The organism is Micromonospora sp. WMMC250 (assembly GCF_027460215.1).
GTDB classification, from domain to species: Bacteria; Actinomycetota; Actinomycetes; order Mycobacteriales; family Micromonosporaceae; genus Micromonospora; species Micromonospora taraxaci.
In genome coordinates, this window is record NZ_JAPZBJ010000002.1 from 6,744,107 (window position 1) to 6,757,324 (window position 13,218).

Sequence of the window (13,218 nt, forward strand, 5' to 3'; positions counted from 1 at the left end):
CCCGTCAGCTCCCGCGGGGCGGGGCGTAGCGCGGCACGTACTCCTGGCCGGTCAGCTTCTGGATCTCCGCCATCACCTCGTCGGTGATCGTTCGGATGTCGCGGGGGCCGGTGATCCGGTCGGCGACCGGGATGGGCGGGCCGAACCGCAGGGTGACTGGGTGACGGCGGGGCAGCCGCGCGTCGACCGGCAGCACCTCGGCGGTGCCGAGCACGCCGACCGGGATGATGGGCACCTCGGCGTCGCGGGCCAGGCGGGTCATCCCGACCCGGCCCCGGTAGAGCCGCCCGTCGGGGGAGCGGGTGCCCTCCGGGTAGACGGCGACCAGGCCGCCCGAGCGCAGCACCGGTACGGCGGCGTCGAGGGCGCGCAGGGCGGCCCGGCCGTCGGCGCGGTCGACCCGGATGGCGCCCATGCCGGCGACGATCTGCCGGTTGAGCCAACCGCCCGGACCTCGGCCGGTGAAGTACTCGGCCTTGGCCCAAAAGGTCACGTGTCGGGGTGCCGCGGTGACGAGGAACAGTTCGTCGGCAACGGAGAGGTGATTGCTGGCGAGGATCGCGCCTCCGTGCCGGGGCAGATGCTCCAGCCCTTCCAGGTGGGGTCGCCAGCCGAGACGCAGCGCGGTGCCGACGGTCAGCTTGGTGAGGTCGTACAGCAGGGGCACGCGTCCTCCGGGGGTGGGTTCATGCGGGTGTCGGGCCGAGGTGGGCGTCGAGTGCGGCACGCACCAGGGCGTCGTCATCGGTGGCACCGGTGGCCAGCGGCAGGCTGCCCCAGGCCCAGAGTTGGGCGATGCCGTGCAGGTTGGCCCAGAGCGCGCCGGCGAGCACCGGCGCGGGGGCGTCGGTCGGCCGTCGTAGCTGGGCCACCAGGTCGGCCAGCACGGCGAACAGCGGGAGGCTCGTCTCCCGCAGCCGTAGCCGGCCGCTGTCCAGCAGGTCGTGGCGGAACATCAGCTCGAACATGCCGCGGTGGGCCGCCGCGAAGTCCAGGTACGTCCGGGCCAGCGCGGTCAGTTGGGTACGCGGGTCGGGCTCGACCTCGCGCATCGTCTTCTCGACGCGGGCGGTGAGGTCGGCGAAGCCCTCGCGGGCGATGGCGGAGAGCAGGTCGACGTGGGCGGGGAAGTAGCGGCGTGGTGCGCCGTGCGAGACGCCGGCGCGGCGGGCGATCTCCCGCAGCGACACCGCCGACTGGCCCTCCCGCAGCACCAGGTCCACTCCGGCGGCCACCAGTCGCGCCCGCAGCCCGGTCTCGTCCACGTCCATAGACACTGTCTACCAGTCGGCGTAGACAATGTCTACGCCGCGTCGGTGCCGGTGCCGGCGTGCGCAGGTATCTCGCGCCGCACGTGTTCACACCATCGGCGATACTGCTGCCTCAGCCGCGCGGGAGACACCAACAAACCTGATGTTGCGCGGATCTTGACGAGGAACGCGCGCCGACGCCCCCATGATCGCGCTCGAACCAGGATGGAGTGGTGTCCGCGGCTCGCCGAGACCACTACATCGATGATTGAGCACGATCATGGGCCAGCCCGGAGCAGGCGGCCAGCCCATGAGCAGGCGGCCCTGCCAGCGCGGGGCGGCCCTGCCGGCGCCGGCCCGGACGGCTCAGCGGATGCGGGCGAGGATGCGGTCGGCGGGGGCCGGCCGGCCGAAGTGCCAGCCCTGGGCGGCGTCGCAGCCGATCGCTCGAAGCCGTTCGGCCTGCCCGGCGGTCTCCACTCCCTCGGCGGTCACCGTCAGGTCAAGCGCGTGCGCCAGCGAGACCAGCGACGCGAGGATCCGTTCGTCGGTACGGCCGACCGACGGCGACCGCAGGCCGGCCACGAACTCCCCGGCCACCTTCAGTTCGGTCACCGGCAGGTCCCGCAGGTACGCCAGGTTGCTGTAACCGGTGCCGAAGTCGTCGATGGCGATCCGTACCCCGAGGTCGGCCAGGACCCGCAGGGCGCGGACCGGCTCCTCGGCGGTGCTCATCATCGTGCTCTCGGTGATCTCCAGTTGCAGCCGCTCCGGCGGCAGCCCGGTCTGCCGCAGCAGGGTGCGGACCTCCTGCACCAGCCCGGGCCGGTGCACCTGGCGTACCGCCAGGTTGACGCTGACGAACGGTGCCGCCGCCCCACCGGCGGACCAGGCCTCCGCCTCGCGGCACGCCTCGGCCAGCACCCACCCGCCGAGCTGCACGATCAGGCCGGTCTCCTCGGCCAACCCGATGAAGCTGTCCGGCCGCAGCACCCCGAGCTCCGGGTGACGCCAGCGGACCAGCGCCTCGACGCCGACCAGGCTGCCGTCGCGCAGTGAGGTCAGTGGCTGGTAGTCGAGGTAGAACTCGCCCCGTTCCAGGGCCGCCGGGATGGCGGCGGACAGCGCGTAGCGGGCCAGTTCACGTTGGTTGCGCTCGGCGTCGTAGAGCGCCCAGCGGGCCCCGCCGGCAGCCTTCGCCCAGTGCAGCGTGCTGTCGGCGGCCCTCATCAGGTCACTGGGGTTGGCCCCGGCGACCTGTCGCTCGACGATGCCGATGCTCGCCGAGATCTGCAACTCGTGCCCGTCCACCAGGGCCGGTGTGGCGACCGCGGCCAGCGCGGTCTCGGCCACCGCCACCATGGCGTCGGTGCCGCCGCTGTGTTCCACCAGGATGACGAACTCGTCCCCGCCGAGCCGGGCCACCAGGTGCTCACCCATGGCCTTGGACAGCCGTTCGGCCACCGTGACCAGTAGTTGGTCGCCGACCTGGTGCCCCAGGGAGTCGTTCACGACCTTGAAGCGGTCCAGGTCCAGGAAGCACACCCCGACGCGCTGCGCTCCCCGGCCCGGCTCGTTCAGCGCGGCGGCGAGCCGTTCGGTGAACAGCGTCCGGTTGGGCAGGGCGGTGAGCGGGTCGTGGGTGGCCTGGTGACGGAACCGGGCCTCGCTGGCCCGCAGTGCCCGTTCGGCCTGCGTACGGGCCCTCATCGCGGCCCGGCGGATCGACTCCTGCTCGTCGAGCGTCCGGTCGCGCAGCGCGCGGGCGTAGCCGGTCGCCACGGCCGCGAGCAGCCGGGCCATCCGGTCCTCGACGTCCTCGGCGACCAGGCCCAGGTCGCGCACGAGGCGGAGTTGGATGACCTCGACGGTACGGCCGAGCCCTTCCGCGGAGGCGATGTGCGCGGCGACCAGTTCGGCGCCGACCCGGTGCCCGGCACGCAGGTCGAACGGTTCGGTCAGCAACGCGCCGGCCAGTTGCCCGGTGAGCCGGTCCAGGAGGGTTTCCAGTTGGGCCTGGGTCATCGGCAGGTAGCTGGTCCCGGAGACCGCCTTAGCCCAGGCGCGGGCGAACGTGCCCGGGTGGGAGGTCACCCCGGGCGGCTCAGCCACCGAGCCGCCCGACACCGCCCATGAAGACCGCCCGCTCGGCGTCCTCCGCGCTCTCCGGAGTGTCCGGTCGCCACTCGGGCACCCAGACCACGCCGGGATCGAGCAGCTCGAACCCGTCGAAGAGCGCGGTCAGCTCGGCGCGGCTGCGCACCCACAGCGGGTTGTCGGTGCGCCGGTAGACCCGCTCCGCCTCGGCGCGCTCGTCCTCGCTGCGCCCGTCGTCGCTGGCCTGCGACAACACGAGGTGGCTGCCGGGGGCCAGCGCGTCGCGCAGCGTCCCCAGCAGCTCGGCGGGTCGATCGTCGTCGGAGACGAAGTGCAGGACAGCCACCACCATCACGGCGACCGGCTGGCTCAGGTCGAGGAGCTTGCGGACGTCCGGGTGGGCCAGGATCGCTTCGGGGCGTCGCAGGTCCTCCTGCACCACCACCGCCCGTTCGTTGCCGGCGAGGATCTCGCGGCTGTGCGCCACCGCCACCGGGTCGACGTCGACGTAGACCACCCGCGACTGCGGGTCGAGCCGCTGGGCGATCTCGTGGACGTTGCCGACGGTCGGGATGCCCGAGCCGATGTCCAGGAACTGCCGGATCCCGGCCTCGGCGAGGTGGTGCACGGCCCGGCGCAGGAACGCCCGGTTGGCCTGCGCCATCAGCGGCGCCTCGGGCACCGCCGCGACCATCGCCTGCGCCGCGGCCCGGTCGGCGGCGAAGTTGTGCGAACCACCGAGGTAGTAGTCGTACATCCGCGCGACGCTCGGGCGCTCGATGTCGATGGTGTCGGGTGCCCAGTCCGGCCGCTGCATGCGTCAACCCCTCGAGTCCGCAACGCGGGCGTCGTCACCCGCGCGGGTATTGTGCACCCGCCACGCACGCCAGACCATAGCGCGCCGGGGGTTGCCCGCCGACGTCGGTCGATGCGCGACGGCCCGCGCCGGGGGTGAAGCCGGCGCGGACCGTCGGCCGCGACGTCCCGCTCGACGAGCGGGAACAGGTCAGAACTTGGGCGCGTCCGGTGCCTCGAGCAGGCCGAGTCGGAGCGCGGTCATCAGGGCCTGCGCCCGGTTGGCCGCCCCGAGCTTCTCGTAGAGCTTCGAGATGTGCGTCTTGGCCGTGGACTCGCTGACGAACAGCTGCTTGGCGATCCCCGCCACGCTCATGCCGTCGGCGAGCAGCCGCAGCACCTGCCCCTCCCGGGGCGACAACTGCGGGCCGGACGGGGCGAGCCGACGCTTCATCGCCTCGGCCAGGTCGGCGGCGGTGAACGCGCTGGGGGACGAGGCGGCGTGCCGCGCGGCGGCCACCACCTCGTCGGCCGGGGCGGTCTTCGGCACGAAGGCGCTCGCACCGGCCTCCAGCGCGCCGAAGAGCTGGTCGTCGCCGGCGTACATGGTCAGCACCACGATGCCCATCGACGCGCTGGACTTGCGCAGCGCGCGGGTGGCCTCCAGGCCGCTGCCGTCGGGCAGCCGCAGATCCATGATCACCACGTCCGGCTGCAGGGCGCCGGCCTGGCGTACACCCTCCGCCGCCGTGGCCGCCTCACCGACGACCTCGAACTGGCGGTCGCGCTCGAAGGCGTGCCGCAGGCCCTTGCGAATCAGGTCATGATCGTCGACAAGGAGGACCTTGGTGCGGGTGGCCGGTGTCGGACTTGTGGTCATCCTCGGGTTACTCCCCTTCTGGTGCTGCGCTGTCGCGCACGTTGTCGCGCCGGGACGAGGAACCGAGAACCACCGCCACGGTCGTGCCGCTGGGTTGCCGCGGCCTGATCTCCAACCGGCCCCGGATACGTTCCGCCCTCTCGGCCATGATCGCAAGACCGTACCGTCCGTCGGGGCGCTGGTCAGCCATCCCCTGACCGTCATCCGACACTTCTATTTGCGCGTACGGGGGGTCGACCTCACACGTGACCCACAAATTCGAGGCTCCGGCGTGCTTGCGGGCGTTGGTCACCGCCTCCTGCGCGATGCGCAGCAACTCGGCCTCGGTGGCCGCCGGCAGCCGGGCGGTGGACTCGTCCAGCGAGAGGTGCACCCGCAGCCCGCCGGACGCGCCCACCGTGCGCGCGTACTCGGCGATCGCCGCGGCCAGCCCGCCCTGCCGGTCCACCTCGCTGCGCAGCTCGAAGAGGCTCAGCCGCAGTTCCTGGATCACCCGGGTCACCTCGGCGCGCAGCGTACGCAGGGCCTCGGCGGTCTCGTCAGCGTCGTCGAAGACGGTGGCCATGGCGTTGTCGATGCCGTAGCCGACCATCACCAACTCCTGCGCCACCCCGTCGTGGATCTCCCGGGCGAGTCGCTGCCGCTCCTCGTTGGTGGCCAGCGAGCGGACCTCGTCGAACAGCAGCGCCGCCTCCAGGCGCAGCGCGGCCGGGCGGGTCAGCGCCGTCACCCGGGACACCACCGGCGGCGGGTACGCCTGCGCCACGTCCGCCTCCAGCACCACCAGCCCCACAGTGCGCACACCGGCGACCAGCGGGACGATCAGCGCGGACACGTCACCGCCCCGGTGCGAGCGGGACTGTGACCGTGCGGCCGTCGTGGCCTGCTGGCTGGCCCACGCGTCGGCGATGGCCGAATCCGCGTCCAACGTCGTCTCCCAGTCGACCCGGTCCACACCGGCCTGGGCGAGCACCACGAGCCGGCCGCCGCCGCTGGCGGACAGCACCGCGCCCCGGTCGGCCCGGGCCACGGTGCGCAACTCCTCCAGCAGATGCTCGGAGATGCCGCCCGGGTCGAGGGTGGCCCCGGGGAGCTGCCGGGCCACCGTCCGCAGTTGGGTCAGCAGGCGGGTGGCCTCGGCGTACGGCTGGGGTTTGCCCTCGCCGCGTACGGCCATCACCCGGTGCAGGGTGCCGGCGGCGTAGAGCCCGAGGGCCGCCAGGATCAGCCACTGCGCGCAGACCGCGAGGTAACCCGGCTGGCCGAGCTGGATCCCGCCGCCGACGGTGGTCAGGGCGCCGCTGACCAGCAGGGTGGCGGCGGTGACCGCGAGCAGGGCGCTGCCCTCACGGAAGCGGCGGCGCAGCGCGGTGACGGTTACCGGGACCGCCAGGTAGGGGAGTATCGCCGAGGCGCCGAGCCCGTCGACGGTGCCGCCGATCGACGCGACCGCTGCCACGTGGCTCGCGGCCAGGCCCAGCACCACCACCTCCGCCACCCTGCTCAGCGGCGCGATCAGCCGGTGCTGGGGAGCCAGCAGGGACGGCAGACCGGCCACCGCCAGCAACGCGATCCACCACAGCTGGGTGACGTCACGGGTGGCGAACAGGGTCAGGACGGCGATCAACGCCAGCATCACCAGGCGGGCGGCCGCGGCGAGGGGATGCTGGTGCGGTGCGGTGGCTGTGGATGCGGGCACGTGACGGATGGTAGTCAGCCTCGGTAGATATCGGCGATCTCCGCCGCGTACGTCTTGTGGACAACCTGGCGCTTGACCTTGAGCGACGGGGTCAACTCGCCGGTCGCCTCGGTGAAGTCGCGGGGCAGGACCCGGAACACCTTGATCGCCTCGGCCTTGGAGACGGCCTGGTTGGCGGTGTCGATCGCGGTCTGGATCTCCTGGCGTAGGCCCTCGTGCTCGCGCAGTTGCTCGACCGAGGTGTCGGCGGGCATGCCGGCGTTCTCCAACCAGGTCGGCAGCGCCTCCTCGTCCACCGTCACGAGTGCCGCGATGAACGGCTTGGCGTCGCCGACCACGACGCACTGGCTGATCAACGGGTGCGCCCGGACCAGGTCCTCCAGCACCGCCGGGGCGACGTTCTTGCCGCCGGCGGTGACGATCAGCTCCTTCTTGCGGCCGGTGATGCTCAGGTAGCCGTCCGCGTCGAGGTTGCCCAGGTCACCGGTGCGGAACCAGCCGTCGGAGCTGATCGTCTCGGCGGTCGCCGCCTCGTTGCGCCAGTAACCCTGGAAGACCAATTCGCCGGAGATCAGGATCTCGCCGTCGTCCTCGATGCGGACGGTCACGCCGGGCAGCGGGCGACCGACAGTGCCGATCCGGGTGCCGCTGGGCAGGTTCGCCGCGGCGGCGGGCGAGGTCTCGGTGAGGCCGTAGCCCTCCAGGACCGTCACGCCGATGCCGCGGAAGAAGTGCCCGAGTCGGGCGCCGAGCGGCGCGCCGCCGGAGATCGCGTCCCGGCACCGCCCGCCGAGCGCGGCGCGCAGCTTCCGGTAGACCAGCCGGTCGAAGACCGCGTGCTGGGCGCGCAGGGCCAGGCCAGGTCCGCCCCGGGTCTCCAGAGCCTCGCTGTACGCGATGGCGACCTGCTCCGCGCGGGCGAAGATGCCGCCCTTGCCGTCCGCCTCGGCCTTCTGCTTGGCGGCGTTGTAGACCTTCTCGAACACCCGGGGTACGGAGAGCACGAAGGTCGGCCGGAACGCCTGCAACTCGGCGACCAGGTTCTTGGTGTCGGCGCAGTGCGCCATGGTGGCGCGCGCCTGCACGACGCCGATCTGGATCAGGCGTGCGAAGGCGTGCGCCAGGGGGAGGAACAGCAGGGTGGAAGCGCCGGCGTTGAACAGGTTCGGCAGCACCGGCACCGCGTTGGCGATGTCGGCGTACATGTTGCGGTGGGTGAGCACGCAGCCCTTGGGTCGGCCGGTGGTGCCGCTGGTGTAGATGATCGTGGCCAGGTCGTCGGCGCGGACGGCCTTGCGTCGCCGTTCGACCTCGGCCGGCTCGACCTGCGCGCCGGTCGTGACCAGCTCGTCGACCGCGCCGCTGTCGATCTGCCAGACGGTGTTCAGCTCGGGCAGCCGGTGCCGGACACCGGCGACCAGGTTGGCGTGCGCCTCGGTTTCGACCACCACGCCGACCGCGTTGGAGTCCTCGAGGATCCACGCGGCCTGCTCGGCGCTGGACGTCTCGTAGATCGGCACGGTGACCGCGCCGACGGCCCAGATGGCGTAGTCCAGCAGCGTCCACTCGTAGCGGGTGCGGCTCATCAGACCGACCCGGACGCCCGGCTCGACGCCGGCGGCGATCAGGCCCCGGGCGACGGCGGTCACCTCGTCGCGGAACTGGAGGCAGGTCACGTCGGTCCAGCTGGTGACGGTGCCGTCGGCGCCCGGGACGGGTCGGGCGAACTGGACGGCGTCGGGCGCGACCTCGGCGTTGTCCCAGACCGGATCGGTGAGGTTGGCCGCGTCGCCAACGGTGACGATCGGCGGGACGGAGAACTCGCGCACCTGCACTCCTTCGTGCTCGCACTGGCCGGGCCGGCCGCCACGGTGGGCGTCGGTTGTGTCGAAACCTACCCGGTGAGCTAGGGCACGCTGTTAACGCCCGGCGTCGTACGCTGCCCGTTGCCGCCGGGGGCGGCGCGGCGTGCTGGCGCCACGCGCCGGGTAGCCTCCCCCCATGGCGGACTCCTCCACCCAGTCGATCATCATCGGCGCCGCACCGGAACGGGTGACGGCGGTCATCTGCGACTTCGCGCGCTACCCCGAGTGGACCGACGCGGTGCGCCGCGCCGAGGTCGTCGAGGAGTACGAGGACGGCTACGCCAGCCAGGTGCGCTTCACCATCGACGCCGGGGTGATGGCCGACGAGTACGTGCTCGCCTACGAGTACGCCGAGGACCTGTCCCGGATCGAGTGGCACCTGGTCGCCCCCTCGAAGATGCAGAAGAGCCAGCGCGGTTCGTACGACCTGGTGGGTAACCCGGACGGCAGCACCACGGTGACCTACACCCTGGAGGTCGACCTGTCGGTGGGAATGCTCGGGATGTTTCGGCGCAAAGCCGAGAAGATGATCATGGACACCGCGTTGAAGCAGCTCAAGCGTCGGGTAGAAGCAACCGGTGCGGCGCAGTGACGTGTCCGGTGGCACGGTAGAGGAGCCGAGGGTGGGCGGAACGGATCCGGGTTCGGCCCGGGAAGAGGCGGAGCGGCTGGTCGCCACAGTGCTCGCGGGGGCGCGACTGGCCTCCGCCGGCTCGGCGGGCGGCGCGTTCGGCTCGCTGGGCGGGGTGCTGGCCGGTGTCCTCGGTCACAGTGGCGGCGCGGAGGGGCGTCCCGGCCCCGGTGGTGCTTTCGCCACCGGATCGCCTGAATGCTGTGTCTGCCCGGTCTGTCGGGGCATCGCCGCGTTGCGTGACCCCAGTCCGGAATTCGCCGAACGTCTCGCGACCGGCGCGGGGGACCTCGCGGCGGGCGTCGCCAGCCTGCTCCGCGCGTTCTCCCCGGCGGAGTCGCCCACCACGAGCCCCACCGGTCCGCCCACCGAAACGCCTGGCAGGACGGCGTCGGAGCCGACCGTGAGCACCGACGACGTGTTGCCGGAGTCGGCCGTCCACGAGCCGTCCACCGCGGCTGCCGACGATCACGTGTGGCGCGATGCCACCCGCACCGGGCATGATTCTCAGCCGGCGCCGGAACGGGATGTCTGGTCGGTCGCCACCCGGACGGCGGATCCACTCGCCCCGGCCGCCGCACCACCCGTCGACGAGGCCGGGTCGGCGACCGTGCCGGCACCGACCACCCGTCCCGTGGTGCCCGCCTCGCGGGCGCCCGACCACTCCGACGCGGAAGCATCGGGCGACGGCGCCTGAGCGCGGGACATTCCGACCCGACCGGCACGTCGCCGGCGCGCGGGCCGGACAGCAGCTAGAGGGGGGCGGCAGCGGTGACGCTGACCATCGGAGTCGACGTCGGTGGCACGAAGGTGGCCGGCGGTGTCGTGGACGAGACCGGCACGGTCCTCGTGCAGACCCGACGGGACACTCCCGCCGACGACGTCGGCAAGACCCGCGACGTCATCATCGAGCTGGTCGGCGAGCTGGCCGCAGGTCGGACGATCGAGGCCGTCGGCATCGGCGCGGCCGGCTGGATCGACGCCAGTCGGTCGACGGTCCTCTTCGCCCCCAACCTGGCCTGGCGTGACGAACCGCTGCGCGAGTACGTCGGCAAGGCCGTCGGGCTTCCGGTGATCGTGGAGAACGACGGGAACGTGGCCGCCTGGGCCGAGTTCCGGTACGGCGCGGCCCGCGCCGCCGACGACTCCATGATCATGTTCACCATCGGCACCGGCGTGGGCGGCGGCGTCGTCCTCGGCGGCGAGTTGATGCGCGGCGCGCACGGCATCGCCGCCGAACTGGGCCACATGCTGGCCGTGCCGGACGGACACCAGTGCGGCTGCGGCCGGCTGGGCTGCATCGAGCAGTACGCCAGCGGCAGCGCCCTCGTCCGCTTCGCCCGAGCCGGCGCCCGGCAGGAACCCAACCGGGCCACCGCACTGCTGGAATTGGCCGGCGGTGAGGCCGAGGCGATCACCGGTCCGATGGTGACCGCCGCCGCGCAGGACGGCGACCCGATCTCCGCCGAGGCGTTCGCGCAGATCGGCCGGTGGCTGGGCACCAGCCTCGCCGACATGGCACAGATCCTCGACCCGCAGACCCTGGTGGTCGGCGGCGGTGTGATCGACGCCGGTGACCTGCTGCTCGGCCCGACGCGCCGCTCGTACGTCGACGCGCTCGCCCAGCGTGGTCGCCTGCCGGTGGCCGAGGTGCTCCCGGCGGAGCTGGGCAACAGCGCGGGCGTGATCGGCGCCGCCGACCTGGCCCGCCGGATCTGAGGCGGTCCACCGATGGGCGTGCCACTGCGCGTGGTGTCGTACAACATCCACAGCCAGCGCGACGACACCGCCGCGCTGGCGGCGGTGGTCCGGTCGGCGAAGCCGGACGTGGTGATCGTGCAGGAGGGGCCACGCCGGTTCCGGTGGCGGCAGAAGTCCGCCACGTTGGCCGAGTCGTTCGGCCTGGTGGTCGCCGCCGGCGGCCTGCCGGCGCTGGGCAACCTGCTGTTGACCAGCCTGCGGGTCCAGGTGCGGGACACCCGGTGCCAGCGCTTCCCGCTGACCCCCGGCCGGCACCTGCGCGGCGCCGCGTACGCCGACTGCCGGGTGGCCGGCGCCCGGTTCACTGTCGCCGGCTCGCACCTGTCCACCGACCCGGCCGAGCGGCCGGCGCAGGCCGCCGAGTTCAAGCGTGGTCTCGACGCGGCGACCAGCCCGGTGCTGGCCGGCGCGGACCTCAACGAGGGTCCGGACGGGCCGGCCTGGGCGACCGTGTCACAGGGGTTGACCGACGCCGCGGTGGCGGCCGACCGGGCGGACCGGCTCACCTACTCCTGCCACGAGCCACGCCGGCGCATCGACGCGCTCTTCGTCGACCCGCGGATCACCGTCGTCGACTACGACGTGGTGGACACTCCGCAGACCCGGCGCGCCTCCGACCACTTCCCGGTCCTGGTCGACCTGCTGCTGCCCGGCACCGACTGACAGCGGCGGCGGCCCGCCCGCCGATGTCCACACGGTAGGACTGGACATCCGGCGTCGTTGTGGAGAGGATTTCGCGGCGACCGGCACGCCTGCCGTACCAAAAGGAGATGTTTCGGTGTCCACCTCCACCGACCACGGCCGGCCCGATCCGGAGGCGACCTCGTCCGCGCTGAACAGCGACGGCCGCCCGGTTTCCGACCGGGGCGACACGGTCTGCGTCATCGGGGCCGGGGCCAGCGGCCTGACGGCCATCAAGAACCTGCGCGAGCACGGCTTCGGCGTCGACTGCTACGAGCGGGAGACCGGCGTCGGCGGCGCCTGGAACTGGCGGCACGACCGCAGCCCGGTGTACGCCAGCACCCACCTGATCTCGTCGAAGCCGTTCACCCAGTTCCCGGACTTCCCGATGCCGGACTCCTGGCCGGACTACCCGCACCACAGTCAGCTGCTGTCCTACTTCGAGCGGTACGCCGACCACTTCGACCTGCGCTCGCACATCTGGTTCGGCACCGAGGTCGTCCGGGTCGAGCCCGCCCCGGGGGAGCGGTGGGACGTGACCACCCGCTCCACCGGCGGGTACGGCCCGGAACGCACCTCCCGGTACGCCGCCGTGGTGATCGCCAACGGGCACAACTGGTCGCCGAAGCTGCCCCGCTACGAAGGGCTGGAGGAGTTCCGCGGCGAGATCATGCACGCCTCGTCCTACAAGGACCCGGCGCAGTTGCGCGGCAAGCGGGTGCTGGTGGTCGGCGCCGGCAACACCGGTTGTGACATCGCCGTCGAGGCCGCCCAGCAGGCGTCCCGGTGCTGGCACTCCACCCGACGCGGCTACTGGTACGCGCCGAAGTTCGTGTTGGGCCGCCCCGCCGACCAGGTGAACGACAGCCTGCTGGCGCTGCGTGTGCCGCTGCGGATCCGGCAGTGGCTCTACCACTGGACGCTGCGGCTCACCGTCGGCGACCTCACCCGCTTCGGCCTACCCAAGCCCGACCACCGGGTGTACGAGACGCACCCCATCGCCAACAGCCAGCTCGTCTACTACGTGGGCCACGGCGGGATCGGCCCGGTGCCGGACATCGCCCGGTTCCACCCGTACGCCGTGGAGTTGGCCGACGGCCGCGAGATCGACCCCGAGGTGGTCATCTTCGCCACCGGTTACCTGCCGCGCTTCGAGTTCCTCGACGCGTCGGTGTTCGGCGACAGCGCGGGGGCGGGCCGGCCCACCCTGTGGCTCAACGCCTTCACCCCGGGGCACCCGACGCTGGCGGTCGCCGGCCTGGTGCAGCCGGACTCCGGGCTGTTCACCCTGTCGCACTGGCAGACGGTGCTGTTCGCCCGCCTACTCCAGGCCCGACGGGACCGACCGGAGCGGGCGGCGGCGTTCGCCCAGCGGGTGCGGGAGCGGGCCGGGGAGCGCTACTCCGGGCAGGTCAAGGACAGCAGCCGGCACTGGTTCGAGGTCGGTCACGCCGACTACCTGCGCGCCGTCCAGCGCGCCCTGCATGACCTGGAGGGCAAGTGAGCGCGAGGAGTGAGCTTGCGAGTCCCGCAGTCGCGAACGGAAGGCAGGAACAGTG

Annotated in this window: 12 protein-coding genes; 5 read left to right on the plus strand and 7 right to left on the minus strand. The window is 72.6% G+C overall.

Annotation, left to right across the window (positions count from 1 at the left end; genetic code table 11):
- Window positions 1-4: 4 nt before the first annotated feature.
- The 7 genes from O3438_RS30745 to O3438_RS30775 all read right to left on the minus strand — a co-directional run bounded on the left by O3438_RS30745 (window position 5) and on the right by O3438_RS30775 (window position 8,550).
- Window positions 5-667 carry a lysophospholipid acyltransferase family protein gene (locus tag O3438_RS30745; RefSeq protein ID WP_269683027.1) on the minus strand — a complete coding sequence of 221 codons (663 nt, stop codon included), beginning with the start codon at window positions 665-667 and terminating at the stop codon, window positions 5-7.
- A 19-nt stretch (window positions 668-686) separates the two neighbouring features.
- Window positions 687-1,271 carry a TetR/AcrR family transcriptional regulator gene (locus O3438_RS30750; RefSeq protein WP_269683028.1) on the minus strand — a complete coding sequence of 195 codons (585 nt, stop codon included), beginning with the start codon at window positions 1,269-1,271 and terminating at the stop codon, window positions 687-689.
- A 345-nt stretch (window positions 1,272-1,616) separates the two neighbouring features.
- Window positions 1,617-3,275, minus strand: coding sequence for a putative bifunctional diguanylate cyclase/phosphodiesterase (locus O3438_RS30755; RefSeq protein ID WP_269683811.1), 1,659 nt, complete (start codon window positions 3,273-3,275; stop codon window positions 1,617-1,619).
- Window positions 3,276-3,354: 79 nt separating this feature from the next.
- Window positions 3,355-4,164 (minus strand): SAM-dependent methyltransferase, encoded by an 810-nt coding sequence (locus tag O3438_RS30760; RefSeq protein ID WP_145779675.1) that lies wholly within the window; start codon window positions 4,162-4,164, stop codon window positions 3,355-3,357.
- A 189-nt stretch (window positions 4,165-4,353) separates the two neighbouring features.
- Window positions 4,354-5,022, minus strand: a complete 669-nt coding sequence (locus O3438_RS30765) for a response regulator transcription factor (RefSeq protein WP_007072219.1) — start codon at window positions 5,020-5,022, stop codon at window positions 4,354-4,356.
- 7 nt (window positions 5,023-5,029) lie between these two features.
- Window positions 5,030-6,721 carry a sensor histidine kinase gene (locus O3438_RS30770; RefSeq protein ID WP_269683029.1) on the minus strand — a complete coding sequence of 564 codons (1,692 nt, stop codon included), beginning with the start codon at window positions 6,719-6,721 and terminating at the stop codon, window positions 5,030-5,032.
- Between the two features lie 14 nt (window positions 6,722-6,735).
- The gene (locus O3438_RS30775; RefSeq protein ID WP_269683030.1) at window positions 6,736-8,550 is read right to left on the minus strand and encodes an AMP-dependent synthetase/ligase; all 1,815 of its coding nucleotides are present in this window, start codon (window positions 8,548-8,550) and stop codon (window positions 6,736-6,738) included.
- Window positions 8,551-8,722: 172 nt separating this feature from the next.
- Between O3438_RS30775 and O3438_RS30780 the strand changes: the two genes are divergently transcribed.
- From O3438_RS30780 to O3438_RS30800, 5 genes are all read left to right on the plus strand, one after another.
- Window positions 8,723-9,178 (plus strand): SRPBCC family protein, encoded by a 456-nt coding sequence (locus O3438_RS30780; protein ID WP_088988357.1) that lies wholly within the window; start codon window positions 8,723-8,725, stop codon window positions 9,176-9,178.
- A gap of 31 nt (window positions 9,179-9,209) precedes the next feature.
- Window positions 9,210-9,914, plus strand: coding sequence for a hypothetical protein (locus tag O3438_RS30785; RefSeq protein WP_269683031.1), 705 nt, complete (start codon window positions 9,210-9,212; stop codon window positions 9,912-9,914).
- Window positions 9,915-9,988: 74 nt separating this feature from the next.
- Window positions 9,989-10,936, plus strand: coding sequence for an ROK family glucokinase (locus O3438_RS30790; RefSeq protein WP_269683032.1), 948 nt, complete (start codon window positions 9,989-9,991; stop codon window positions 10,934-10,936).
- Window positions 10,937-10,948: 12 nt separating this feature from the next.
- Entirely contained in the window at window positions 10,949-11,641 is a 693-nt protein-coding gene (locus tag O3438_RS30795) for an endonuclease/exonuclease/phosphatase family protein (RefSeq protein WP_269683033.1), read from the plus strand.
- A 115-nt stretch (window positions 11,642-11,756) separates the two neighbouring features.
- Window positions 11,757-13,163: a flavin-containing monooxygenase gene (locus O3438_RS30800; protein ID WP_269683034.1), complete on the plus strand. Its 1,407-nt coding sequence runs from the start codon at window positions 11,757-11,759 to the stop codon at window positions 13,161-13,163.
- Window positions 13,164-13,218 lie beyond the last annotated feature (55 nt).